Source organism: Aquirufa sp. A-Brett2-W8 (assembly GCF_054558755.1).
This window is the reverse complement of record NZ_JBPXKS010000002.1, coordinates 330591-357284: the sequence shown is the minus strand read 5'-3', so window position 1 is coordinate 357284 and position 26694 is coordinate 330591. Positions and strand designations below refer to the sequence as shown.

Sequence of the window (26694 nt, the reverse complement as noted above, 5' to 3'; positions counted from 1 at the left end):
GGAAATCAGTCGGAAGTCCGAAGGAAATCAGTCCGGAGGAACATATTTACTATACAACAAAAAAGGCGCAATCTGCGCCTTTTTTGTTAACCAACTCTCTACTCTTTACTCTATTATCTCTAATCTAAAACAATCAGTGAGTCGTTGCTTCGCAACTTAGTCGACTTCGTCCTAGTCGCCTGCGGCTTAGTCAAATAGTTCAGAGGAAATCAGTCCGGAGGAACATATTTCCTATACAACAAAAAAGGCGCAGATTGCGCCTTTTTTGTTAACCAACTCTATTCTTTGTGCTTTATTCTTTATAAAGACTCTTTGACCCTCTGACTAAAAAACAAAAGGGAGCAAATGCTCCCTTTTGTTTTGACTTAAAACTGAATTGGCAAAGCCAATTAGTTTTAGTTAAAGATATAACGTACACCAAACTGTGCTTGCCATCTTGATCCTAAACCAAAGCTACGTTGGAATGAATCTGTCAAAGGCACAGATGAAGTAGGGTTACCAGTATATCTGTAAGGGAAGTTGAAACTAGGCTTGCCAGTCGTTACATCATTTCCTGTGTAGTTTAATAAACTAGCACGGATAGCTGATTGGCCTAAGCCCCACTGTGGTGAGACATAGTTACCTAAGTTAAATACATCTAAAGTAAATTGTAATGTATTTTTCTTACCACCTACATTGATATAGAAATCTTGAATTACTTTGAAATCAAAGTTAGCTGACCAAGGTAATTCAGCACCGTTACGCTCAGCATATTTACCACGACGAGAATTCAAATAAGGATCTTGAGAGATAAACTTATCTAAATCTATCCATTGCTGTGCAGCAGTGTAAGTAAATGTCTGAGAAACGTTATAAGAAACAGCTAAGTCTTTTAATAAGATGTCTCCTTCTCCATAAGGAACATACATCAAGTCATTATTTTGACCATCACCGTTCATATCACCTGAGTAGGTATAAGAATAACGTCCTGCAGGAGCAACTGAATAGGTAAATCCAAACGTAGTTGCTGCTTTCTCATTCAAGTAATTCAACTTGTAAGATCCGTACGCATTGATACGATGTGCTTGCATGTATGATGAATAAGATGCTACGTTCTCATTAGGATCTCCAGAAACTACACGGTCTCTCCATTGTGACTGAGCGATAGAACCACCGTCATTTACTGAACGAGAATCAGAATTAGTGTATGATAAGGAAGCAAATAAGCCATTATCAAATGCTTTTGAAACCGTTGCAGTTAAAGCATAAGAATAACCTAATTGCGTATTCTTAATTAGAATCGCATCAGAAATGTTTGGATTTAAACCCGTATTTCCTGTTGTTGGAGCATTTAAGCCTCTAGTTCCACCATAAATTTGGTTATTTTTAGTCGAGCTAGGTAAACCATTAGCACCTAAAGTATAATAAATCACACGGCTATCAGAACCCACCGCTTTCACTTTCGAATCTGGTAAGTTTATGTTCTCTAAGTAAACAGCATTGATATCTTTTGTGTAGATACCTTCTAACGATACTAACCAGCCATTTCCTAAGCTTTTATCCAATGCTAAGTTAGCGCGGAATACTTGAGAGAATTTAAAGTTAGGATCAGTTACCGCTAAGTTATACGAGGTAGGAATGATTGAAGTTGCAACAGCTGGACGATATGCGTCTACGTTCGCATTGAAAGGGCGATTAGTCGGATTAGCCAAACGCTCTGATCCAAATAATACACCATTATTTGATAATTGATTTGACAACCAAACGTAAGGAACACGCCCTGAGAATACACCTAAACCACCACGAACCTGAGTCGTCTTATCATCTTTCACATCCCAGTTAAATCCGAAACGTGGAGACCATAAGGTGGTGAAATCTGGCAATTGATTTGTTCTTAATACCGTATTATTACGGAAAGTTAAGCTAGGAACATAAGCATTATTATACTTCGCATCGTCAGCTACTGGGAAACCAGTACCATCTGCACGAAGACCAAATGTTAATTTCAAACCTTTCGCTGCAGTGAATTCATCTTGCGCATACAATGATGCCGTATAACCTTTCATCTCCGCAAAAGGGAAAGTTGAGTAGTTAGACCAAGATTGTTGATATTGTAGTGCGTTTGAAACATCTGTATTAACAGATGCAATGAAATCATCTACTGATTTGAATTGGTAACCACCATAGTAATTAGGAGCAAAACCATTTCTAAATGCATTTGTTTCATACGCAGCACCTAAAGTAAATACGTGCTTACCTGCATAAACTGTCAAGTTATCAGATGCTTGGAAGATATCGGAATCCAAGATATTGTTTGCAGAGAATGGCTCGAAACCAAAAGCAGTAAGAGAGTTGTTGTTATTGTTTCCAATATCAACTGTAGGGAACGGAGTGTTGTTTACAGGTGATTGACGGAAGTCACGCATCTGAGTATAACCAACAGTTAAGTTATTCGCCACTGTAGAAGAGAACGTAGAGTTCAATTCAGCTATATACGAATCTAAATTATTGTTGATACGGTATAAAGATCCTTGAAAAGGTAATACCGTAGCAGAAGGATTACGTCCTCCGTTTAATGATCCAGATGAAGATGGAGGAACATCAGCGTATGAACGAAGGTAGTTGTATTTCAAGTTAAATTTGTGCTTGTCAGAAATATTCCAATCAAAACGAATGTTCGCCTTTTGTGAATAATTCTTTCTATCCCAACCTTCATATGCACCTGGATCGTAGTTAAACTTCGATTTCAGTAGGCTTTTGATACTTTCCAATTGTTCAACAGTTGCAACAGATTGGTTAGCGGCATTAGAACCACCACGTCTTGCGATAAAGTTAGAACCTGGCTGAGTTTGTAATTCCTGCTCGAATGAAGCAAAAACAAATAATTTGTTCTTAACTAAAGCACCACCGATACGACCACCGAATTGACCTCTAGCGAAGTTACCATATTGGTTAACTACATCGCCAATCTTGTTTCCTACTTGGTTTTGGTCTGTACCAAAATAGTAAGCAGAACCAGTCCAATCATTTGTACCTGATTTCGTTACTACGTTGATGTTAGCACCCGTTGCCATACCTTGACGTACGTCATAAGGAGCAATTAAAACTTGGAACTGATCAATCGCATCTACTGAGATAGGAGAAGCACCTGCTTGACCACCAATCGTAGGGGATAAAGCGAAAGCATTGTTAAAGAACGCACCATCAACGGTAACGTTATTATATAATGCATTACGACCTGCAAAGTTTAAACCATTTGCACGTGGATCTAAACGAGCAAAATCACCTAATGAACGGTTTAATGTAGGTAAGGTAGTGATTGAACTATTAGAAACTGTTGTAGCAGCACCCGTACGACCTGAGTTAATCACAGATGAACGAGACGCAACCACCCTAACTTCTTCTAATTGAGCTTGATTTAATTCTAATTTGAAATTCTGGCTAAGCTCTTGAGCTAAGGTTAAAGAGATTCCTGTTTGAACAGATTCTTTGTATCCTACGAATGAAATAGTCACTTTATAAGGACCACCTACACGCATGTTTACAATGTTGTAACGACCATCACCACGAGTAGATGCACCGTAACGTGAACCCGTAGGTTCGTGAATTGCGATTACCGTAGCACCTGGTAACCCTTGTCCTTTTTCATCCACAACGGTACCCGACAAAGCGGATGTTGTAGACCCTTGAGCAAAGGCTTGCCCAACAGGTAGTGCCATAATAAAAGCAAAAAACGCTCCTAATAACACTGATTTAGTAATAAACCTTCTTTGCATAAAATTGAAATTTAGTTATAAAGTTAATTAAGTAATGCAACCGCAAAATAAGGGAGAAAAATCAAATACTCCAAAATATCTTTAAAAAGTATTTTGCCTTTTATCGGGGTAATTGATTGATATATAGGACTAAAATGTAAAAAACGTGCAATAACCTAAGAGAAGCAGCCTCTTATAGTCCTATAATCTGCATTAATTTAACAGAAACTTAATTTTTAATTATTTAAAGAATAATTTTGCAGTAGAAAAAACACATCATGTCAGAAAATATCAAATTAACTTCATTTAGCCACGGCGCGGGTTGCGGATGTAAAATATCGCCACAGATTTTAGATAAAATACTAAAATCAGACAAACCCAAGGCTAATCACCCCTTATTATTAGTCGGAAATGAGAGTCGGGATGATGCAGCAGTATTTGATTGGCAAAATGGCGAGGCAGTCATTTCGACGACGGATTTTTTCATGCCAATTGTCGATGATCCTTTTGATTTTGGGAAAATTGCAGCCACTAATGCCATTTCTGACATATATGCCATGGGTGGAAGCCCTTTACTGGCCATTGCGATTTTAGGCTGGCCTATTGATAAGTTAGCACCTGAAATTGCAGCGCAAGTCCTAGAAGGTGGCCGGGCGGCCTGTGCAGAGGCAGGTATTCCTTTAGCCGGTGGTCACTCCATCGATTCTCCGGAACCAATTTTTGGTCTTGCTGTAACAGGTAAAGTTCGTAAAGAACATTTAAAGCAAAACGATACGGCCACTAAAGGCTGTATGCTCTATTTAACAAAGCCATTAGGCGTAGGTATTTTATCTACAGGCCAAAAGCGAGGTATCGTTAGCCCTGGCGATTTAGGCCACGCAGTGAAGCAAATGAGTACTTTGAATAAGTTCGGAGAGAAGCTTGGGCCTTTGAGCTATGTAAAATCGTTAACGGATGTGACTGGTTTTGGTCTTTTCGGTCACTTGGTAGAAATGGCGAATGGATCAGGTTTAAGTGCTAAAATTGCTTTTGAAAATCTACCGCTTCTCCCTAATATAGATCATTATTTAGACCAAAAGTGTTTCCCTGGTGGCACTGCTCGCAATTTAGCGAGTTATGGAGATCGCCTAAGTGAGGAATTCTCTGAACGCCAGCGCTACATTGGAGCAGATCCCCAAACATCGGGAGGTTTATTAATTGCAGTGGAAGCTGAGCACACGGCTGAATTTGAAGCCTTTGCAAAAGAAAATGGATTTGATTTAAGTCCCATTGGCGAATTAACGGAGCCAAAAGAAAAAGCTATATACCTTTCCTAAATGAAATTATTTTATCGCGCACTAGGAGAAACAGGAACACCGGTAATTATACTACACGGAATTTTTGGCACCTCTGATAATTGGCTAGGATTTGGAAAAGCGATATCAGGGGATCACCGGGTTTTTCTTTTGGACCAAAGAAACCACGGCCAATCTCCATGGGATGACGAATTCGATTACCAAGTGATGGCAGCCGATCTTTTGGAATTCATTCAGGAACATCAATTAGAAAATCCAATCCTCATTGGTCACAGCATGGGAGGCAAAGTGGTCATGCAATTCGATTTATTACATCCAGGCCTTGCTAGCCAAATTGTCATCGTTGATATTGCGCCTAAATTCTATCCGGTGCACCATACGCACATTTTAGAAGGATTAAATAGCTTAGATTTAACCACACTGGAAAGTCGACAAGCAGCAAATGATCATCTGAAACGATTTGAGGAAAACGAAGGAGTTCGTCAATTTTTGCTTAAAAATCTCTACCGAAATGCAGAGCAACAATTCGCCTGGCGCATCAATCTGAAAGTTATCACTAAAAACATCGACGTGGTGGGTCACGAATTATTCGTTCCTAACGCCTCAAATACGGAAACACTATTCATTAAAGGAGCAGATTCCCATTACATTCAACCCGAAGACGAGCGATACATTGCAGAAATTTTCCCTAATTTTGAAGTGGTAGAAATTCCTGGAGCTGGCCATTGGGTGCAAGCAGAACAACCTGAGCTATTTTTGCAGGCGCTTCAATCGTATTTATGAAAATTTACCTCATCCCCTGTCCGATTGCTGAAAATACGTCCTCCGATGTATTGAGTCCACAAATCTTAACGGCCCTTCAGCAGACAACGCATTTTTTAGTCGAAAATGTACGTACGGCCAGGCGATTCATCAGTGAATTAAAATTAGGGATTATAATAGACGAATTGATTTTTGAAGTACTAGATAAGGATACCGAAGCTAAAACGGTTAAGAATTTTTATGAAAAACATAGTTCTGTCGAATATATCGGCGTTATTTCCGAGGCAGGGTGCCCTGGCGTTGCCGATCCTGGCGCCTTAGCGGTTTCCATTGCTCAGCAACTAGAAATTGAAGTTATACCTTTAGTAGGCCCCTCTTCCATCCTATTAGGCTTGATGGGATCTGGTTTTTCTGGCCAAAGTTTCGCCTTCATTGGCTATCTTCCTATCGACAAAGCCGCTCGCATTCGTAAAATCGAACAATTAGATCGAGATGTGGCCAAATGGGGTCAAACTCAAATCTTTATAGAAACTCCTTATCGAAACAATGCCCTGCTAGAAGATCTGATTGCACAATGTGCGCCGGATTCCTTAATTTGCATTGCCTGCGAAGTGACAGCGCCTGATGGATTTGTTCAAACAAAGAAGGCAAGTGATTGGGCCAAAAACCAACCAGATTTACACAAAAAACCATGTATATTCCTTTTAGGCAAATAAATAACGTATGATTTTCCACCAAGCCTTCACCGTAAACCAATTTCGAGAAAATACCTATATCATTTGGGATTCTCAGGGTATTGGCATTATCGTAGATCCGGGATGCTACACTTTTGAGGAGCGCCAAACCCTAAAAAGCTTCATTGAAGAAAAAAACATTACGTTAACACATATTCTCAATACCCACGCGCACATTGACCATGTTTTAGGTGTGGAGTATTTTAGACAAGAATACAAGATCCCATTTTACCTTCATCCAAAAGATGAACCTTTGCTTAAAGATTCAGCGAATCGGGCTCAAGTGTATGGTTTTCCTCATTATCAAGCTTCTGAGGTAGATGTTTGGTACGAGGACAATCAAATTCTACAGATTGGCGAAATGGAAATCAAGATTTTATTCGTGCCAGGTCACGCGCCTGGACACGTGGCATTGTATTTTGAAAATGAAGGTCTATTATTTGATGGAGATGTGTTATTTAGACAAAGTATCGGTAGAACTGACTTCGCTTTATGCAATCACGCTGATTTAGTTCATAGCATTCAAACGAAATTATATACCTTACCTGAATCAACGATTGTTTACCCTGGACACGGGGGAAGCACGACCATAGGTCAAGAAAAAGTATCCAATCCATTCGTAAAAGCATGAAAAAAGAAATCCCTAACCTATTAACGCTCGGCAATTTGCTGGCTGGCTGCATCGGACTTTGGTTCGTGATGCAAAGCGATTTAGTGAGTGCCTCCTATTGCATCTTCATTTCACTCATTTGTGATTTTTTCGATGGATTTTTAGCGCGTGCTTTGCAGGCTTATTCAGAACTAGGAAAACAGTTGGACTCTTTGGCAGATATGGTTTCTTTCGGGGTATTGCCCGCTTTTATCTTGTTTTCTTTAGTGGAACAAAGCTGCGGGACACAATGCACCGTCGGTTTATTCGGATTCTATAAGCCGTTTATGGTTTTTGCGTTGGTATTGATGTCAGCCTATCGTTTGGCAAAATTCAATATTGATACACGCCAAAGCGATCAATTCATCGGAGTCCCTACCCCAGCCAATGGCCTTTTAATTGCTTCTTTACCTTTAATTTTGCGCTTTCAACCAGAATTCAGTTCGTATATTCTTCAGTTCCAAGGCTTATTAATCTATGCAGTCATCATGAGCTATCTTATGGTCTGCGAATTACCACTTTTAGCATTTAAGTTTAAAACCTGGGATTGGAAAAGCAATCAAGTAAAATTCATTTTCCTTATTTTTTGCATTGCTGCCCTTGTTATGCTTAAATTTGCAGCAATTCCGGTTTTAGTGATAACATACATCCTGCTGTCCGGCCTTATTTTCCTTTTAAATCCCAATAAATAATGAAATTCTTAGCTGAAATCAACGTAATGCCTCAAAAAGAAATCCTTGATCCTCAGGGAAAAGCCGTACTTATTGGCTTACAAAACTTAGGTATTAACCAAGTGGCTGGCGTTCGTATTGGCAAGCATATCACATTAAGTGTGGACGCATCATCCGAGGCTGAGGCAAACGAGGTAGTAACTAACGCTTGCAATAAGTTATTAGCGAACTTGATTATGGAGGAATTTGAGTTTACGTTAACAGCTCAATAAGATCTTAAAACTGGCCTGTGTGCAATAAAACCAGCGTGCAGGCCTCTTCTGTTAGAATACCCACTTGTTCTAATTCCTTTTCCAAATCCGGATTTTCAGTTCCTGGATTGAATATTACACGTCTGGGTGATATGGCTTGAAGATAGTCAAAAAGACCCTCCTGATTCGCAGGGGCTACATACAAGGTAACTGTGTCGATATCTTTCAACAAAGGTTGATCTTGTTGAATAATGAGACCTAAGACTTCCCCTTTTTTTATTCCGACAAGTGAAACATCGTGCTTATGTTGCAATAATAATTCGGTGGCGATATAGGCATATCGACTCGGATTCGTACTCGCACCATAAACTAAGACCTTCATTAGAATAATTTTTCAGCGATGGCGCGAACGCTATCAGACTTACTCATCGTATAAAAATGCAAGGCAGGAACACCAGCTTGAATTAATTCCTTGCCTTGTTGCACCGCCCATTCAATACCTAATTGCTTGATTGCCGCGTTATTTGCACATTTACGAGCCTCAGAAACAAATTCATTGGGAATTTCTAAATGAAAAATCTCCGGCAGAATCTCTAATTGACGCTCAGTTGCTAAAGGTTTTAATCCTGGGATAATAGGCACTTTAATGCCCATTTCGCGGCATTTTTTAACAAAATCAAAGTATTTCGAATTATCAAAGAACATCTGCGTCACGATATAATCTGCACCCGCATCTACTTTTTGCTTCAAGTAACGCAAATCTTGGTCAAAAGAAACCGCGTCAATATGCTTCTCTGGATAACCAGCAACCCCTATACAGAAATTCGTAGGTAAGGATTCCGTTTCTTCGTGCAATAATATTCCTTGATTCATTGCCGCCGCTTGCGCCACTAATTCGTTCGCATAAGCATGCCCGCCCGGTTTAGGTGTAAAATGGCTTTCTCCTTTTTCTTGATCACCGCGCAATAATAGCACGTTTTCGATCCCTAAATAGTGTAAATCGATTAAGAAATCCTCCGTCTCTTCCTGCGTAAAACCACCACAAATAACGTGAGGTACTGCTTCGATTTGAAAACGTTGAATGATAGACGCACAAATCCCTAAAGTCCCCGGACGCTTGCGGATAGGAATACGCTTAGAAATGCCATCCACGACTTTATCGACATATTCTTCGCGATGGTACGTCACCTCAATAAAAGGTGGCTTAAACTCCATTAAAGGCTCAATGTGCGACATTAACTCGCCCAAGTGTTGGCCTTTCATCGGTGGAATAATCTCGATCGAGAAAAGGGTTTTCCCAGCCGCTTGCTCAAAATATTTCGTAATCTTAGTCATAATTCAAAACCGGGCTTAACCATTTTTCGATGTCGTCTAGGGACATGCCTTTACGTTTCGCATAATCTGTTACCTGGTCTTTGGCAATCTTACCTAAACCAAAATACGTACTCTCCGGATGTGAGAAATAGAATCCAGACACCGCAGAGGCCGGATACATCGCATAACTCTCCGTTAATTGAATTCCAATTTGCTTCTCCGCATCCAATAATTCGAACAATCGCTTCTTTTCGGTGTGATCGGGGCAAGCCGGATAACCTGGAGCAGGACGAATGCCATCGTATTTTTCTGAAATCAACTCCTCATTGCTTAAATGCTCTTCAGAAGCATAGCCCCAGAATTCCCGACGAACACGCTCGTGCAATAATTCAGCAAAGGCTTCCGCTAAACGATCCGCTAAAGCCTTCACCATGATCGAATTATAATCGTCATGTTCTTTTTCGTATTTGTCCAAAAGCACTTCAATCCCCAGACCCGTAGTAACCGCAAAAGCACCCACATAATCTGTTTCTCCTATACTTAATGGTGCTACAAAATCACTTAAACAGCGATTCGGCAGGGTACTTGCTTTCTGGCCTTGCTGGCGCAAATGGTGTAACCACTGACTCTTATCAGAAGATTCATCCTTCATTTCAATCTCATACGAATTCTGCTTGTGCGAACCATGCTTTTCACAGGCCACTTCTAAGGCCTTCTCAACGTAATCATGTAAAATAATATCGTCACCTAGTGAATTGGCTGGGAAGAAACCCAAGGCTGCCTTCGCTTGCAGCGATTTATTCGCAATAATTTCACTCAATAAGGATTGCGCATCATCAAACAATTTCTTCGCCTCTATTCCTACCACCTCGTTATCAAAAATACGCGGGTATTTACCTGATAATTGCCAAGTCGAGAAGAACGGTGTCCAGTCGATGTATTTGGCGATTTCTTCTAAGGAATAATCTTCAAAATACTTCACGCCCAAGAAGGATGGCTTTTTCGCTTTAAATCCCGTCCAATCAATTCCACTCGATTTTGTCCGAGCCTGATCGATGGATAGGTAATTTTTCTCTTGTTGACGAGCTGCATGAGCCGTTCTCAATTCGGCGTATTCCGTTTTAATCTCGCTAAAGATTTCTTGAGAAGTTAATTCACTTTGCAATAAACGACCCGCCACAGGTACAGAACGGGAGGCATCTAAAACGTGAATCACAGGTCCTGAATAATGAGGATCAATTTTTACGGCCGTATGAATGCGGGACGTTGTGGCCCCTCCGATTAAAAGAGGAACTTTGAAACCAAGTCGCTCCATTTCTTTGGCCACATACACCATCTCATCTAAGGATGGCGTAATCAGACCCGATAGACCGATAATATCAACGTTATGCTCTTTCGCTGCCGCTAAAATTTTATCACAAGGCACCATCACACCGATATCGATCACCTCGTAATTATTACAGGCCAAAACAACGCCCACAATATTCTTTCCAATATCATGCACATCGCCTTTCACTGTTGCCATTAATATCTTTCCGGCGGAAGAACTCTCCCCACCTTGTTTTCCTGCCTCAATAAACGGCAATAAATAAGCTACCGCCTTCTTCATCACCCGCGCAGATTTCACGACCTGAGGCAAGAACATTTTTCCTTCTCCAAACAAATCCCCCACCACGTTCATTCCATCCATTAAAGGACCTTCAATCACCTGAATCGGGCGCTCCACTAATTGACGCGCTTCCTCAACATCTTCATCAATAAACTCCGTCAATCCTTTAATTAAAGCATGCTGTAAACGCTTATTAACCGGTTCTTTTCTCCAAGCATCATCGATAACTACCTCTTTACCAGCCGATTTAACTGTTTCTGCATAGGTCACTAATTTCTCCGTTGATTCTGGATTTCTGTTTAATAAAACGTCCTCGCATAAATCACGTAGCACCGCATCAATATCATCGTACACACCTAATTGGCTGGCGTTAACAATTCCCATATCCATACCTGCTTTAATCGCATGATATAAGAAAACCGTGTGCATGGCTTCCCGAACTAATTCATTACCCCGGAAGGAGAAAGAAATATTAGAAACACCACCAGATACTTTCGCGTGGGGTAAGTTCTCTTTAATCCATTTCGTCGCGCGAATAAAATCAACCGCATAATTATTGTGCTCCTCAATTCCCGTCGCGACAGTTAAAATATTCGGATCAAAAATGATATCCTGAGCAGGCAAACCTACTTTATCGACTAAAATATCATAGGCTCTTTTGCAAATCTCAATACGACGCTCGTAGGAATCGGCTTGCCCCGTTTCATCGAAGGCCATGACCACGACGGAAGCTCCGTACATCTTCACCAAATTCGCAGACTCGATAAATTTCTCCTCCCCTTCTTTCAGCGAAATCGAGTTAACCACCGATTTACCTTGCACGCATTTCAAACCTGCTTCGATAACCTCCCATTTCGAGGAGTCAATCATAATAGGTAAACGCGCGATATCAGGCTCAGACATTAATAAATTCAAGAATTGCGGCATCATCTTGACGCCATCAATCATTCCCTCATCCATGTTGATGTCCAAAATCTGCGCTCCTCCATCCACTTGCTCACGAGCCACCGAAATAGCTTCTTCAAACTTTTCTTCCCGAATTAAACGGGCAAACTTCTTCGAACCCGTCACATTGCAACGCTCACCAATATTGACAAATCTGGTCAATGCGGTAATCTCCAAGGGCTCTAAACCAGATAATTGCTGATTATCGTTAGCCTCAGGAATTACGTGAGGCTTATGTTTCGCGGCCACTTCTGCAATGGCCTTAATATGCGCTGGAGTCGTTCCGCAACATCCTCCAATAATATTCAGGAAGCCGTTCGCTAAGAAATCATCGATAATTGACGCCATTTCTGCAGGCGATTGATCGTATTCTCCCATTTCATTCGGCAAACCCGCATTCGGGTGAGCAGAAACTAAGAAAGGGGATTTATCATTCAAGGTCTTCACGTAAGGACGCATTAAATCTGCACCAAGTGCGCAGTTTAAGCCAACCGAGAGTAAAGGCATGTGAGAAACAGAGGTCAAGAAGGCTTCGGTGGTTTGGCCGGATAAGGTACGTCCAGACGCATCCGTAATCGTACCTGAAACCATCACAGGTAAATAAGGCTTCGAAGGATCCTGCTTAAAGTATTGATCGATGGCGAACAAAGCTGCCTTCGCATTCAAGGTATCAAAAATCGTTTCAACCAAGAGTAAATCAGCCCCACCATCTACTAAACCACGAATTTGTTCGGTATAAGCCTCGACTAATTCATCAAAAGTCACCGCTCTGAAACCGGGATCATTTACGTCTGGAGATAAGGAAAGCGTACGATTTGTCGGCCCAATGGAACCAGCCACATAACGGGGCTTTGATGGATTCTCTGCTGTAAACTCATCCGCCACTTCGCGCGCAATTTTCGCAGACTCGAAGTTTAATTCATACACTAAATCCTCCATGTGGTAATCTGCCATGGCAATGGAAGTCCCAGAGAAGGTATTCGTTTCGGCAATATCAGCCCCAGCCGCAAAGTATTTTGCGTGAATTTCTTTGATTACATCCGGACGAGTAATCGATAATAGGTCATTATTTCCCTTTACTTCGTGTGGAAAATTCTTAAATCGTTCACCCCGATAATCGGCATCCGTTAGATTATATTGTTGGATTAAAGAACCCATTGCGCCGTCAAGAATTAAAATCTTTTCGCGTAATACGTCTTTTATATTCAGTTTTTGCATGTTTTAGAATGATTTTTGGACTAAGATTTATGCCAAAAACCTAACAAATATACTGCTTATCAGGCTAAATGAGGCCCATTTTCAAAATTTTTTCTACATCTTCCGGAGAATCAATTCCTATAGTTTCAAATTGCGTTTCAATGGCCTTAATTCGAATACCATTTTGAACCCAACGTAACTGCTCTAAAGATTCCGCCAGCTCTAAAGAAGTAGGCCTTAAAGCACTTAAACCGGGCAAAATATCTGCCCGATAAGCATATAATCCGATGTGTTTGTAAAAAGTATGCTTTGCTAACGAATCTTTAGGATCCACACCTCGTAGAAAAGGAATCGTTTGACGCGAAAAATACAAAGCATGCCCTTCTTCATCGCAAACAACTTTGGGAGTATTTACATTAAAAAGCGTTTCAATGTCTGTGATTTTCTTGATCAGCGTTAAAATAGGTGCTCCGGAAGCAAATCCTGCAGCGACCTCTCTCAGTTGTTCGGGCTCTATAAAGGGTTCATCCCCCTGAATATTAATGACATAATCCACCGATTCGCCTAATCGACTCAATACTTCTGCACAACGATCCGTACCGGTCATGTGGCTAGTGGATGTCAACATCACTTCTGCACCAAAACCCTGCGCCACATCAAAAATGCGTTGATCATCTGTCGCAATAACAATTCGATCAAAACCTTCCACCGCCTTGACACGCTCATAGGTACGCTGAATCATCGGCCTTCCGCCCAAATCTACCAGCGGTTTTCCAGGGAAACGAGAAGACGCGAAACGAGCCGGAATAATCGCGACTACTTTTTTGCCGTGCAACATAAAAATTACGTTTATTCGATAGAATTTTGCCAAATTTGCACATAATTTCCAAACTTTCGCGCCTTTGTCCACATTTTTCGAACATTCATTTACTGAACCTATCTGGAGTATCCGCTATTGGGGAACACCGAATAAGCCCCTTTTGTGGATTGAAACAAGAGGAAATGGTGAGGCATTTTGGCATTCATATGATGTCAGTACAAAAAAAATGGAGCTTTTAGGAAAAGCACCAGCAGACTATGCTCAACTAAACTTTCAATCGGGGGACGAAAATCAGGCGATTTTCATCAAATTACAGAAGAGTAAAAATCCGGGTTTGGAAGCGATTCAAACCTATTCTTTACGCCCGATTCAGCTTCTGAAAGAAGAAAAACCGCGCGCATTAAACTCTGAAAGCCCTTTCAACTTCAAAACTCCCCAACATTACGAAGAAAGTCAAGACTATTTCAAAGACTTTCAAGCTTTCTTTAAACAACAATTCAACGAAAACATTGCGAAAGGATTGGATTATTTTGAAGGTGAGGATAAGCTAATATTTTCTTATTATCTTTACGATAATGGCTGGAAAAACTACCTTCGGGTATGCAATTTAGCCTTCGAGACCTTAGTACTAGAACTAATCGCAGAAGGGGATGCCATCGGTTACCACACCTTTACGTTGCTCAATGATCAATTGATTTTTGTAAAGGACAAAATCAAACTAGTTATTTATGAAAAATTATAAATTAACTCTCATTTTAGCGTTTATATTGGGCTTAAGCACCAGCTTGCAGGCCATTACGCTCGATTCTTTAGGCTTAAAAAAAGAAAACAACAAGACCTATTTACTTTTCAAAGTAGGCCCTAAGCAATCGCTATTCTCGATTTTAAAACGCTATAATTTATCTCTGACAGAATTCAAGGCTGCTAATTCAGAAGTTGAAATCCCAGTGAAAACAGGCGAAATCGTATATATCCCATTGCATTACTTAGAGGAAAGCAATCCTGCCCCTAAAATGGCGGAAGAAAAAGTAGCTGATGCCCCTAAAATGGATGCTCCTAAAAAAGCCGAAATCCACATTGTAGCCAGTAAACAAGGACTTCTTTCTATTGCTAACATGCACAAAGTGACTATGGCAGAATTGCGTAAATGGAATAATTTAACTTCAGATCGTTTGCAAGAAGGTCAACGCCTGATTGTTTCTGACCCATCCGCTTCTAAATCAACCATTTCTGTAGATAAGACTAACCTATTGCCAGCGAAAGCATCTACTACAGATCCTGCAGCCGAACCAGCTGCACCAGCAGCTCCAGTTAAAGAAAAAGGTCCAGAAGATATTAAAAAGAAGATTGAGACGGGTATCGCTGAATTAATAGACGTACCGGATAATTCAGGTAAATTCTTAGCCTTACACCGAACTGCTCCTATTGGAACCTTGGTTTTAGTGAAGAACCTTACGAATAACCAAAGCATTTGGGTGAAAGTCATTGGTCGTTTACCCAATGGAGATACGAAGGTGATTATCAAACTTTCTCCTAAAGCTTTTGAAAAATTAAATGCAGTGGATAAGCGCGTGAGGGCTGAAATATCTTATTTATTACAGTAGATTTATGACAAAGAGAAAAAGGCCAATTACAGCTGGACACGTAGTTTTTGAAATATTTTTTATCTTATCCTATCCTTTTATAGCCGTATTCTCCACGGCGGTGACTATTTTGGTGTGGGTCTTTTCCATTCCATCAAGAATTATCGCTTTTTTTAGTCGCAAATGATCCACGAAAAAATAGCGGCCATCTTAGATGAGAAATTCGCTTTTTTCAATCATCCGCGTTTTATTGAACACGATCCTATTCAAATCCCTCACTCCTTTTCTCGACTACAGGATATTGAAATTATGGGGTTTTGGGTCGCTATTTTAGCCTGGGGTCAACGAAAGACAATTCTTCAAAACGCACGTCAACTCATCGATTTGATGGATGGATCCCCTTATGATTTCATTCTAAATCATCAATCATCGGATTTAAAGCGATTTGAATCTTTCAAACACCGAACCTTTCAGTATTCAGACACGCTCTATTTTATCGACTTTTTTCAAAGACATTACAAAAGCAATAATTCACTAGAATCGGCGTTTACGCATGGCTTACAAGAGGGTGATTTAACGATTGAAAATGGACTTAATGGCTTTTATTCCTATTTTTTCGATTTGGAATGGGCGCCAGAAAGAACAAAAAAACACATTGCATCCCCTAGGAAAAACTCTGCTTGCAAACGCATCAATATGTTTTTGCGTTGGATGGTGAGAAAAGATGAGGCAGGAGTTGATTTTGGGCTTTGGTCCAGCATTAAAGCATCTCAATTAGTTTGTCCACTCGACGTACATGCCATGCGCACGGCTAGTCAATTAGGTTTGATGAAAGAAGAGAAGGCAAACTGGAAAACGGCTTTGGCACTAACTGAAACACTACGTTCATTAGATCCTAATGACCCCGTTAAATATGATTTTGCCCTTTATGGAATGGGTATCGAAGATAAAACGCTATGGAAATAAGAAACAAAAATACGGGGGACTACCTTGTTATCGATCCTCAAATAGGAGCCAGTTTAATCGAATTACATATTTCTGGTCTATCACTCATTGACCTGCCGGGAAGCGAAAAATATCCTTTAAAAAGCAATACCTATCATCCCAGCTCCTTATTGACGCCTTGGGTTAATCGAGTGCGTAATGGTAATTATTCCTTCAAAGGCAAAAATTACCAATTACCCATTAACGAACCGGAACTCGGAAATGCCATCCATGGTTTACTGGCTAGGGCAGCTTTCGATGTGGTCACAGCCTCCGAAAACTCCATCACCCTGAAACACGTTTATTCTGGCGAAGAACCCAATTACCCCTTCCCTTTTACGTTCCGTTATACCTATACATTACAAGACTCGGGGACTTTAGATATCACCTTCGAGGCCGAAAATACGGGTACGGGGCCTCTCCCTTTTGCTTGTGGCTGGCACCCCTATTTTTCTTTTCCTGACACGTCTGCTGGAGATTTAGAGATCAAGTTCAAACCGATTAGCCGTTTTTTATCAGACTCCCAAATGATCCCTTTACAAGAGGAAAATCTACTCGGGAAACAACATTTTAAATTTAGTAAAGAGAAAATCGATCATGTTTTTCGATTAGAACCTCAGGAGAAGCACGTCACCGAATTTATGGATACAAAGCATCAGAGATCCTTGTTTTTAGAGCAATCGTCCATTCAATTCCCTTTCTTGGTGGTATTTCAACCAGAAGGCTATACCTCGGTTGCAATTGAGCCCATGACAGCGAATACGGATGCCTTTAATACAGGAGATGGACTGATTGAGTTAGCTCCAGCAGAGGTCTTTTCAGGTCAGATCCGTTTATCCATAGGAAAATAAACCATTCAAACAGCTTTTTTGTACCTTTGTCAGATGAAGTTAATTTCACTTATTATTTTGCTAAGCTTATCTGCTTTATGTCCCACATTCGGGGAATCGAAAGCAGATTCGACAGCTAATAAATGGAAACAAGTGATGACCTCAGGAATCAACTTAAATCAATCTAGTTTTAGTGATAACTGGAAAGGTGGGGGTACAAATACCTTGGCCATTGGATGGTATTTAAATCACACTGCCAACGTTTCAAATGAATCCTGGCGATTAAATTCAGACCTAAATTTACAAGTAGGTTTTCTCCAAAACCGCACCCAAAGTCTCCGTAAAAACATCGACCGAATTGCTTACGAATTTAAAGCGGGTTATCGAATCAGCCCTAAATGGGACTTTTATGGCTCTACTAACTTTCAGACTCAATTCTTTAATGGATATGAATATGGAAAGAAAAACAAAGCTGGCGTTGCGGTTGACTCCTTAATTTCGAGTCTCTTTGCCCCTGCCTATTTAACCTCCTCCATGGGTCTAGAATACCATCCGGATAAATCCTTTTATACCCGAATAGGTATTGGTAGTTTACGCCAAACCTTTGTCTTCGATCAAGCCATCTCCAGAGCAGGATTATATGGCCTAGAAAAGCCAGGGGACAATATTAGAAATCAATTCGTCTTTCAGTACCTGGTCAACATAGACAAAGATGTGTGGGAAAATATCAACGTAAAAGCACGGTATTCAGCCTTAATCGATTACTTCAGACTAAATCTCTCTAACAGTATCGTACACCGATTGGATGCGAATATAACCATGAAAGTGAACAAGTATGTCAGCACAAATCTGCAGATCGTATTATTCCGAGATTATGACCAGGATCCTAGTTGGCAATTTTCTCAAGTCCTTTCGATGGGACTCGTTTACCGAATCGAAAAATAGTTATTTCTTTCTATTCAGATGACGATCATACAGCATTTGAATGATTCCATCTTTCAATCCTAAATCAGGCACTAAAATCGTTTTACATCCACCTAATTCCATCGCAGTTAAATAGATGGAAGCTGCCGGAACAATCACGTCAGCACGGTCCGTATTAAGGCGTAATTTATTCACTCGATCTTCAAAAGAAAAAGAACCCACATAGGCTGCCATTTCAAATAGCGCATCAAAACTCATTGATTTTTCCTCTGGTGAAGGCTTGGAAAGGTTTAATAATTTTGCGATGTTTCCACCCGTTCCAATGGCTTCAATATCCCCAGAAATCATACTCATTTGCTGGGCAATCCAATTGCGCATCTTTTCCCAATCCCCTTCTTTTTCCGTACCTTCTAATAAACGAACGGAACCAATTTTAAATGATCTAGAGGCTAACTTCACTCGATTGCTATAAATATTTAATTCTGTACTTCCCCCCCCCACATCAATGTGCAAATAATTTTTTTTAGGGTGCAATGATTGAACCACAACATCATTAATTAATTCCGCCTCTCGACTTCCATCAATTAATTGAATTTTCATATCCAAAGTCTTGTGAATACGCGTAATTATTTCAGACGAGTTTGAGGCCTCCCGCATCGCCGAAGTAGCGCAAATGGCATAATCTTTCACTTCGTGCAAGTCCATTAATAATTTATAGGCGTGCATCAACTTAAAGATTCTAACCTCTGATTCTGGCGAAATTAATCCATCGCTAAATACGTCATGTCCTAAACGAAGTGCAAAACGGACATATTCAATTCGTTTGAAACTAATCACACCCTCATTCTCTAAAACACTGGAGATTTGAAGGCGGGCGGCATTTGAACCGATGTCAATGGCAGCAAATTTCATGATTTGGCGGGTTTATGAAGGAAAAAACCATTGCCTTGAACTTCAAAAGTAATCTCAGTTCCTAAGACAAAAAGTAATTCTCTTCGATCTATAATGACCGGTATATTTTCAATTAAATACTCCTCGTCATTATCTGTTTTTGAATCAAAACCCAAAACGTAGGTTCCTCCACAGGTTCCTCCACGCATTCCCACGCGAAGAAAGGGCTCCGGAAACGTGATGAGTCGAAGGTTTTCTATGGCAGATTCCGTCAAATGCACTGGAGTATCTATTAACATGTATTAACGAGGATGACGTTATAAAATTAGCTAATTTTAATCTCGAAAGGTAAATAAAAGGACAATGACGTATAAAATACTTTGGGCTGACGATGAAATCGATTTATTGAAACCCTATATTTTGTTTTTAGAGGGCAAAGGATATGAAGTATTTACGGTTAATTCCGGTGCAGATGCCTTGGATTTAGTAGAAACACAAAAATTTGATATTTTATTCTTAGATGAAAATATGCCTGGCATGTCAGGCCTAGAAGTTTTATTGCACATTAAAAAAATCCGCCCTAACCTTCCGGTGATCATGATCACAAAATCAGAAGAAGAGGAATTAATGGAGGACGCCATCGGCTCTAAAATAGCGGATTACTTGATCAAACCATTAAATCCCAATCAATTATTACTTTCAGTCAAACGGATTTTTGACAAAAAAAGACTCGAAGAGGGTAAAACTAATATTACCTACCAACAAGAGTTTTTAGCCTTATCAATGCAGTACCAGGATCATTTGAATGCAAAAGAATGGTCAGAAATTTACGAAAAACTCATTTATTGGGAGCTTGAGATCGACACCACCGAGAATAAATCGATGGCGGAGGTTTTGAACAACCAAAAAAATGAAGCAAATGCACATTTCAGTAAATTCATTGAGAAAAATTACGAAGGTTGGTTAATGAATCCGAATACAGAAACGCCTGTTCTCTCGCATTTAATGCTTCGGAAACATGTATTTCCTAAAATAAATGACAAAAGTCCCTTGTATTTTATTTTAATCGATAACCTACGCTTTGATCAATGGAAAACGTTGGACAAATACATCCAAGAATATTTTCGATTAGAGTCAGAAAGCACCTATTTTTCCATCTTACCTACCACGACTGCTTACGCGAGAAATTCCATCTTTGCTGGTATGATGCCTTCAGAAATCGCTAAAAATTATCCGGATAAATGGGTTTATGATTTAGGGGACTCGGACGATGAAGAGGGATTCAATAAACACGAAGAATTTTACTTGCAGGAGCAATTAAAGCGTTTAAAAATTAACGCCAAAAGCTCCTATCATAAGATTATCCATCAATATCAGGGAAAACAATTAGTGGACAATTTTAATAAATTAGCCACCAATGATTTAAATGTCATCGTTTATAATTTCGTAGATATGCTTTCGCATGCACGCACGGACATGGCGATGATTAAGGAATTAGCTCCGGACGAGTCAGCTTACCGCAGTTTAACTGCAAGTTGGTTTCAGCATTCCCCCTTGTTTGACTTATTAAAGAAGATCGCTGAGAAAAAGGGTCGAGTGATTATCACCACAGATCATGGAATGATTCGAGTTCAAAATCCCATCAAAATTGTAGGGGATCGAAATACGAATACGAATTTACGCTATAAGCAAGGCAAGAATCTAAATTGGGATAATGCAAGTAAAATGATGGTTTGCAGAAAACCGGAGAACATTTTCTTGCCTAAACCTAATGTTTCTACGACCTACGTTTTTGCCAAAGAAGACAATATGTTTGCCTATCCCAACAATTACAATCAATACGTAAACCACTACCGAAACACCTTCCAACACGGGGGAATTTCTTTAGAGGAATGTATTATTCCGGTAATCTACTATTCGGGAAAATAGTTAGAGACTAGCGACATGGAAAATTTTACCACCTTCGCATTTGAGGATTTGACCGGGAACTTTAGCCATCGTATTATAATCATGACTAGCCATTATAATGGCCATTCCACTTTGATTCAATTCCTTAAATAATTGCATAATTTCTAAAGAAATCTCTGGATCTAAATGGCCCGTAGGCTCATCAGCAAGCAATAAAACAGGATTGTTTAAAATGGCGCGTGCAATACAAATGCGTTGTTGCTCTCCACCAGATAAACGATGAATACGCTTCGAAATCGAAGAGCTCATTCCTACCCGGCGTAAAACCTCCTCTATCTTAAAGCGAATCTCCTCTTTGTCTTTATGACCTGTGGCCTCTAAAACAAAAGACAAATTCTTCTCTACATCGCGATCTGTTAATAATTGAAAATCTTGAAAGACGAAACCTAATTTTCTTCTCAAAAATGGTACATCTGAACGCTTAATGGTATTCAAGGAATAACCAGCCACCGTTGCATTCCCAGATTCAATCGCTAATTCCGCGATAATACTGCGAAAGAACGTGCTTTTCCCACTCCCCGTTTTACCAATTAAATAATAAAAATCTCTTTCATTAATCGTTAAATTAATGTCTTCCAGCGTATTAACGCCGTCTTGTGAAATAGTTACTTGTTCAAAAGATAAAACAGACATAAGAATCGCCTAGGTTATTAAGAATTTACTTTTGCGTGATCGGCTAAAAATTGAGCTAAACCTGAATCTGTCAATGGGTGCTTTAGAAGTGCTAACATGGCAGATAAAGGACCTGTCATGACATCAGCAGCGGCTTCAGCACATTTAATAATGTGCATTGGGTGACGAACTGAGGCTGCCAAGATTTGCGTTTCAAACTCGTAGTTATCGTAGATCAACCGAATTTGTTCGATTAATTCAATACCGTCGTAGGAGATATCATCTAAACGGCCAATAAAAGGAGAAACATAGGTTGCACCAGCTTTTGCGGCTAATAGAGCTTGGCCAGCTGAGAACACGAGCGTGCAGTTTGTTTTAATTCCTCTTTCTGAAAAATATTTCAAGGCTTTAATTCCGTCCTTGATGATAGGAATCTTAACTACAATTTTATCGTCTAATTCGGCTAATTCTTCGCCTTCACGAATCATTCCCTCATAATCAGTCGCAATTACTTCGGCAGAAACATCGCCATCTACGATATCACAAATCGCTTTGTAATGACGTAAAACGTTGTCTTTACCTGTAATTCCTTCTTTAGCCATTAAGGATGGGTTTGTTGTTACACCGTCCAAAACACCTAAATCTTGTGCTTCTTTGATTTGAGCTAAATTCGCTGTATCGATAAAAAATTTCATAGGTCAGATTTTTAATAACAAAAAAATGGCAAATTCACCGCTACAACCGACCTACCCTTGCTTCGATCAAGACCTGGGGGATTCAGCGGGAGCTGGTAATTTGCCATCACAAAGATGACAAAAAAGGAGCTTTTTTCAAAATAAATATCGTTTTTTTGGAATAGCACCTTAACTTTAAATAATGAAAAAATCGATTCTATTTTTAAGCCTATGCTTTATGTGGGCGTGTTCTACTTCAGGGGAGGCTTGGTTAGAGGAAGCGAAAGCTCGCTTACAGAAAGGGGAAGCCGTTTCTGCTAAAGAAGCGCTTCAAAAATCCATTGAAAAAAATCCGGGTCTTGCTGAGGCGTATAACTTACAAGGCGTAATTCTATTTCAAGAAAAAAATTACCCGGAGGCGGAAGCGGCTTATCGTAAGGCTATTGAATTAAAACCCTCTTTATATGCATCTCAATTGAATTTGGGGGCTGTTTTGATGGAACAAGGAGTCTGGGATAAAGCCCTCGCTCCTACGGATAAAGCTATTGCTGCTCAGTCAGATTCGAGTGCCGGATACTTACAAAGAGGTATTATACAGGCAGCACTTGCTAAACCAATGGATGCAAAAGCGGATTTTACGAAAGCCATAGGCTTAGCGCCTAAAGAAATCAATGCTTACTATAACCGAGGAAACATTTTATTTCAGGAGGAAAATTATACCGCCGCCATCGCTGATTTTGCGAAAGCCGCGGAGATTAATCCGAATTTTGGGAAAGCTTATTATGCTTTAGGATTAAGTTATATCAAATCAAATCAAAACGATAAAGCCTGCCTAGCATTCAAGCAAGCACAAAAACTTGTTTATCCTGGTGCGGCCGAAGCCGTTAAAAACCTATGTCAATAACCATGAGAAAGATACAATTTATTATAGGGGCCTTTTTTTGCATCGCATTCTCACTTTTTACCTATTGGCAATTGAATGACCCTGATCCCATTTTATGGGTTCCTGTGTATGCCACAGCTGTTTTTACATCGCTGCAAGCGATGCGTGGAAAAACGAATCCTGAACTTTTAATTGTCTTATTCTGCTTATCTCTGTTTGCTGGCTTGCAATTATGGGTGGAAATGACGGCTTGGGAGGGATTTTTGACAGATGGGTTAAGCATGAAAACGCACAATCAGGAATTAGCTAGAGAGGCGGTGGGACTTTGGATTGCATCGGCTTCGTTTGCCTTGTTTTACGGATTAGAAAAAAATAAATAACATGTTAGATCTTGGTTTTGTCTCTGCGATTCTTCCGAATAAAAGTCTTTTTGAAGTTTTAGACTATGCCAAACAGCAAAATTTTGCTTGTATAGAAGTCATGTGCTGGCCAGCTTCGTCAAAGGATGCACGCAGGTATGCCGGCGTTTCGCATATTGCTGTAGATCAAATGACACACGATGATCTGCTAGATTTGAGAGCTAAACTTGCTAAGCATTCGGTAAAAATTTCTGCTTTAGGCTATTACCCCAATCCCCTTGACCCGGATGAAACGCAGGCCGCAATTTACAGAGAGCACATTAAAAAAGTCATTCAGGCGGCTTCCGTTTTAGGTATTGAGCGGGTGAATACCTTCGTGGGACGCGATTACACCAAGAATGTGGCCTATAATATCAGTCGTTTCGCTGAGGTTTGGCCAGAAATTATTGCCTTAGCTGATTCATTAAAAATCAAAATAGGCATAGAGAATTGCCCGATGTTCTTTACGGATGATGAGTGGCCGGGAGGAAAGAATTTAATGAGTACGCCTAAGATTTGGGACGAATTATTTACGATTATTCCGTCGGTGAATTTTGGCCTAAATTACGATCCGTCTCATATGGTATTCCAAATGATGGATTATACCTACCCTATCTACCATTATGCGGATCGGATACACCACGTACATTTAAAAGATATAAAAGTGTATCAGGAGAAATTAAATCGCGTGGGAATTCTGGCTAATCCCTTAGAATATCATTCGCCTAAAATTCCTGGTTTAGGGGACATCGATTGGGGGAAATTTATCTCTGCTTTGAATGATGTGCGATACCGAGGTCCTATTGTAATCGAAGTAGAGGATAAGGCATACGAGGGTTCAGAGGAGGATATTGACAAAGCGATTCGAAGTGCTAGGAATCACATTCAACAATTTTTACCATAAAAAAAGGGCTTCATTTCTGAAGCCCTTTTTCATTAAATTCAAGATTTATTTGCCTGGTTTAGCAAAGATAACTGGATCGATGGTAGGATTAATTTCAACCGAAACCGTTTCGACTGTCATCATGCCACCCATTGGGTTAGCTGTTTCGACAGTATAAGGGAAAGCCAAACCATTGACCATTTTATAGTTCGAGAAACTCACCTCAGAATCTACTTCTTGTCCATTTGCTTGAACTTTAGCCTGTGTCTTCACTACGAAATTAGTTGCCGTAGACACATACACCTTACTATCTTCTCCAGATGGTTTAGTGACTGTTAATAAATAGACATCAGCTCCATCTAATTTCTCCTTAGAAACTAATTCGATTTTATAACCGTCTTTTTTTGCATTCGTTAAAATCGAACCTAAAGTTTTCTGTGAACTTGCCATCTTTACTTGCTCAGAAGGCATATCTTCTGGCTCGCCAGTTCCACCCATCATCGCTGGACGATTCATCCAACCTTTGTCTCCATCGATAGCGGTGATGATTTTATTTCCCATCACTTCAATTTCAGTACGGAAAGATTTACCAATCACTAAGGATGTTTTACTTTCAATGTCCATTCCTTGTACATTGAACTTGTTTTTAACTACCGCCGTCTTAACAGCAGCCCATTTGTCTAAGCCACCCATCGCAGCTTCATGTTTCGCTAAAATTTCTTCTGTAGATTGCGCAGACGCAACAAAAGCGAAAAGCATTCCTGCCACAAGGCAGATTGATTTGATTGTTAATTTCATTTTACAGGGATTTATTCTCGAAAGTTAAGGTAAAATAGGATAGCTTGAATACCATTCATCCTATTTTTATGCGTGTTTCTTCGGAATTGATCTCATTACAATCAACCATCCTGTTAAAACGAGGATTGCGGCCATAAAAAAGGCCGCACCGGGAAATAAAATAGGTGCGCGTTCGGAAGCAAAGTAGGCAAATAGATTGGAGGCTAATAAAGGGCCAAAAATAGTCGTAATGGACTGCAAACTCGTTAATCCTCCTTGTAATTCACCTTGCTCATCTGCGCCTACTTGTTGGGTGATTAAACTTTGGAGCGCAGGGCCAGCGATACCACCTAAACCGAAGGGAATCATAAAGGCATACATCATCCACGATTTAGTAGCATAAGCGAATAAGAAAAAGCCAAATCCATACAACAGAAGGCCGTAAGAAATAGCGCGGATTTCACCGAGTTTTGGCATAATAATACGAGCCAAACCTCCCTGAACAATCGCTACAATTAAACCCACAAAGGCTAAGGAATAACCCACCTGATCCGGAGTCCAACCAAAAACCTTCATTGTAAAGTAAGACCAGGTACTCGGATGTACTTGACCGGCTAATTGAAGGCAGAAAAAAGCCCCCACTAAACCGGCGATTACCGGATATTTTGTCAAATTCTTTAAAGAACCGAGTGGATTAGCGCGCTTTATATCGAAAGGTCTTCTGTTCGATTTAGACAGTGATTCAGGCAAGATAAAATAGCCATAAATGCCATTTATCAGAGTTAAAGCGGCCGCGGAGAAGAACGGAATACGATCTCCATAAGAGGCTAACATCCCTCCTACCGCGGGTCCAATAATAAATCCAACGCCAAAGGCCGCTCCTACTACACCAAAATTCTTCGCACGATCTTCCGGTTTAGAAACATCGGCAATATAGGCTTGAGCCGTTGTAAAGCTAGCTCCGGTGATACCTGACATAATACGTCCGATGAATAACCAAAGAATATTTGGTGCAAAGGCTAAAACTAAATAATCAATTGTGAAGCCGAATAAAGAAGCTAAAATCACTGGACGCCGACCCACCTGATCCGAAAGTCCACCTAAAATAGGGGAAAATAAGAATTGCATGATGGCATAAGAGGCCATTAACCAACCCGCATATTGTGAGGCAACGGAAATATCCCCTCCTACGAAACCTTTGATCAAGGTAGGTAAAACAGGGATAATTAATCCAATTCCAAGAACATCAATTAATAAGGTAATGAAGATAAATCCTATAGCAGGATCCTTTTTACTCGCCATTGTA

The 26694-nt window shown here is 40.1% G+C and carries 26 protein-coding genes; 15 read left to right on the top strand and 11 right to left on the bottom strand.

All coding sequences use genetic code 11. The features are described 5' to 3' along the window. Window positions 1–395: 395 nt before the first annotated feature. Entirely contained in the window at window positions 396–3698 is a 3303-nt protein-coding gene (locus tag ACST13_RS01530; RefSeq protein ID WP_459521458.1) for a TonB-dependent receptor, read from the bottom strand. Between the two features lie 314 nt (window positions 3699–4012). Here ACST13_RS01530 and selD point away from each other — a divergent pair, with 314 nt between their 5' ends. From selD to purS, 6 genes are read left to right on the top strand one after another with little or no spacing between them, the layout of a single operon-like run. Next, window positions 4013–5050, top strand: coding sequence for a selenide, water dikinase SelD (selD, locus tag ACST13_RS01525; RefSeq protein ID WP_459521457.1), 1038 nt, complete (start codon window positions 4013–4015; stop codon window positions 5048–5050). Next, entirely contained in the window at window positions 5051–5812 is a 762-nt protein-coding gene (locus ACST13_RS01520) for an alpha/beta fold hydrolase (RefSeq protein ID WP_459521456.1), read from the top strand. Beyond that, entirely contained in the window at window positions 5809–6507 is a 699-nt protein-coding gene (locus ACST13_RS01515) for an SAM-dependent methyltransferase (protein WP_459521455.1), read from the top strand. Before ACST13_RS01520 ends, ACST13_RS01515 begins: the two co-directional genes overlap by 4 nt. 7 nt (window positions 6508–6514) lie before the next feature. Continuing rightward, window positions 6515–7156 (top strand): MBL fold metallo-hydrolase, encoded by a 642-nt coding sequence (locus tag ACST13_RS01510; RefSeq protein ID WP_459521454.1) that lies wholly within the window; start codon window positions 6515–6517, stop codon window positions 7154–7156. Next, window positions 7153–7866 (top strand): CDP-diacylglycerol--serine O-phosphatidyltransferase, encoded by a 714-nt coding sequence (pssA, locus tag ACST13_RS01505; protein WP_459521453.1) that lies wholly within the window; start codon window positions 7153–7155, stop codon window positions 7864–7866. Before ACST13_RS01510 ends, pssA begins: the two co-directional genes overlap by 4 nt. Next, window positions 7866–8117 (top strand): phosphoribosylformylglycinamidine synthase subunit PurS, encoded by a 252-nt coding sequence (purS, locus tag ACST13_RS01500; protein WP_459521452.1) that lies wholly within the window; start codon window positions 7866–7868, stop codon window positions 8115–8117. The genes pssA and purS overlap by 1 nt, the downstream gene beginning before the upstream one ends. Window positions 8118–8121: 4 nt before the next feature. On the opposite strand, the gene ACST13_RS01495 is transcribed toward purS, so the two are convergent. The 4 genes from ACST13_RS01495 to kdsB all read right to left on the bottom strand — a co-directional run bounded on the left by ACST13_RS01495 (window position 8122) and on the right by kdsB (window position 13999). Beyond that, window positions 8122–8478 (bottom strand): CoA-binding protein, encoded by a 357-nt coding sequence (locus ACST13_RS01495; RefSeq protein WP_459521451.1) that lies wholly within the window; start codon window positions 8476–8478, stop codon window positions 8122–8124. Then, window positions 8478–9431 carry a methylenetetrahydrofolate reductase [NAD(P)H] gene (gene metF, locus ACST13_RS01490; protein WP_459521450.1) on the bottom strand — a complete coding sequence of 318 codons (954 nt, stop codon included), beginning with the start codon at window positions 9429–9431 and terminating at the stop codon, window positions 8478–8480. Before metF ends, ACST13_RS01495 begins: the two co-directional genes overlap by 1 nt. Further along, window positions 9424–13182: a methionine synthase gene (gene metH / locus ACST13_RS01485; RefSeq protein WP_459521449.1), complete on the bottom strand. Its 3759-nt coding sequence runs from the start codon at window positions 13180–13182 to the stop codon at window positions 9424–9426. Before metH ends, metF begins: the two co-directional genes overlap by 8 nt. Before the next feature lie 64 nt (window positions 13183–13246). Continuing rightward, window positions 13247–13999, bottom strand: a complete 753-nt coding sequence (kdsB, locus tag ACST13_RS01480) for a 3-deoxy-manno-octulosonate cytidylyltransferase (protein WP_459521448.1) — start codon at window positions 13997–13999, stop codon at window positions 13247–13249. Window positions 14000–14063: 64 nt separating this feature from the next. Between kdsB and ACST13_RS01475 the strand changes: the two genes are divergently transcribed. The 5 genes from ACST13_RS01475 to ACST13_RS01455 all read left to right on the top strand — a co-directional run bounded on the left by ACST13_RS01475 (window position 14064) and on the right by ACST13_RS01455 (window position 18323). After that, window positions 14064–14723 carry a hypothetical protein gene (locus tag ACST13_RS01475; RefSeq protein ID WP_459521447.1) on the top strand — a complete coding sequence of 220 codons (660 nt, stop codon included), beginning with the start codon at window positions 14064–14066 and terminating at the stop codon, window positions 14721–14723. Next, window positions 14710–15585, top strand: coding sequence for a LysM peptidoglycan-binding domain-containing protein (locus ACST13_RS01470; protein ID WP_459521446.1), 876 nt, complete (start codon window positions 14710–14712; stop codon window positions 15583–15585). Before ACST13_RS01475 ends, ACST13_RS01470 begins: the two co-directional genes overlap by 14 nt. Window positions 15586–15747: 162 nt before the next feature. After that, window positions 15748–16530 (top strand): TIGR02757 family protein, encoded by a 783-nt coding sequence (locus tag ACST13_RS01465; RefSeq protein WP_459521445.1) that lies wholly within the window; start codon window positions 15748–15750, stop codon window positions 16528–16530. Continuing rightward, a complete protein-coding gene (locus ACST13_RS01460; protein WP_459521444.1) occupies window positions 16521–17399 on the top strand; it encodes an aldose epimerase family protein in 879 nt (292 codons plus the stop codon). The genes ACST13_RS01465 and ACST13_RS01460 overlap by 10 nt, the downstream gene beginning before the upstream one ends. Before the next feature lie 33 nt (window positions 17400–17432). Further along, window positions 17433–18323 (top strand): DUF3078 domain-containing protein, encoded by an 891-nt coding sequence (locus ACST13_RS01455; protein ID WP_459521443.1) that lies wholly within the window; start codon window positions 17433–17435, stop codon window positions 18321–18323. Here ACST13_RS01455 and ACST13_RS01450 read toward each other — a convergent pair whose 3' ends face one another. Together ACST13_RS01450 and ACST13_RS01445 are read right to left on the bottom strand one after the other, a co-directional pair. Next, entirely contained in the window at window positions 18324–19214 is an 891-nt protein-coding gene (locus ACST13_RS01450; RefSeq protein WP_459521442.1) for a Ppx/GppA phosphatase family protein, read from the bottom strand. Then, the gene (locus ACST13_RS01445) at window positions 19211–19492 is read right to left on the bottom strand and encodes an iron-sulfur cluster biosynthesis family protein (RefSeq protein ID WP_459521441.1); all 282 of its coding nucleotides are present in this window, start codon (window positions 19490–19492) and stop codon (window positions 19211–19213) included. The genes ACST13_RS01450 and ACST13_RS01445 overlap by 4 nt, the downstream gene beginning before the upstream one ends. 64 nt (window positions 19493–19556) lie before the next feature. On the opposite strand from ACST13_RS01445, the gene porX reads away from it, so the two are divergent. Next, on the top strand, window positions 19557–21122 hold the full coding sequence (gene porX / locus ACST13_RS01440) for a T9SS response regulator signal transducer PorX (protein ID WP_459521440.1): 1566 nt from the start codon (window positions 19557–19559) through the stop codon (window positions 21120–21122). Here porX and ACST13_RS01435 read toward each other — a convergent pair whose 3' ends face one another. Continuing rightward, window positions 21123–21794 carry a cell division ATP-binding protein FtsE gene (locus ACST13_RS01435; RefSeq protein ID WP_459521439.1) on the bottom strand — a complete coding sequence of 224 codons (672 nt, stop codon included), beginning with the start codon at window positions 21792–21794 and terminating at the stop codon, window positions 21123–21125. It abuts the gene before it with no gap. Between the two features lie 17 nt (window positions 21795–21811). Then, a complete protein-coding gene (gene fsa, locus ACST13_RS01430) occupies window positions 21812–22468 on the bottom strand; it encodes a fructose-6-phosphate aldolase (RefSeq protein ID WP_459521438.1) in 657 nt (218 codons plus the stop codon). Between the two features lie 181 nt (window positions 22469–22649). Between fsa and ACST13_RS01425 the strand changes: the two genes are divergently transcribed. From ACST13_RS01425 to ACST13_RS01415, 3 genes are read left to right on the top strand one after another with little or no spacing between them, the layout of a single operon-like run. Beyond that, a complete protein-coding gene (locus ACST13_RS01425) occupies window positions 22650–23351 on the top strand; it encodes a tetratricopeptide repeat protein (protein ID WP_459521437.1) in 702 nt (233 codons plus the stop codon). Window positions 23352–23353: 2 nt separating this feature from the next. Further along, window positions 23354–23710 (top strand): transmembrane 220 family protein, encoded by a 357-nt coding sequence (locus ACST13_RS01420; protein ID WP_459521436.1) that lies wholly within the window; start codon window positions 23354–23356, stop codon window positions 23708–23710. 1 nt (window position 23711) lies between these two features. Beyond that, window positions 23712–24632 (top strand): sugar phosphate isomerase/epimerase family protein, encoded by a 921-nt coding sequence (locus tag ACST13_RS01415; protein ID WP_459521435.1) that lies wholly within the window; start codon window positions 23712–23714, stop codon window positions 24630–24632. 45 nt (window positions 24633–24677) lie between these two features. On the opposite strand, the gene ACST13_RS01410 is transcribed toward ACST13_RS01415, so the two are convergent. Both ACST13_RS01410 and ACST13_RS01405 read right to left on the bottom strand, forming a co-directional pair. Beyond that, window positions 24678–25409, bottom strand: a complete 732-nt coding sequence (locus ACST13_RS01410) for a LolA family protein (protein WP_459521434.1) — start codon at window positions 25407–25409, stop codon at window positions 24678–24680. Window positions 25410–25475: 66 nt separating this feature from the next. Next, window positions 25476–26690 (bottom strand): TCR/Tet family MFS transporter, encoded by a 1215-nt coding sequence (locus ACST13_RS01405; protein ID WP_459521433.1) that lies wholly within the window; start codon window positions 26688–26690, stop codon window positions 25476–25478. Window positions 26691–26694: the final 4 nt, after the last annotated feature.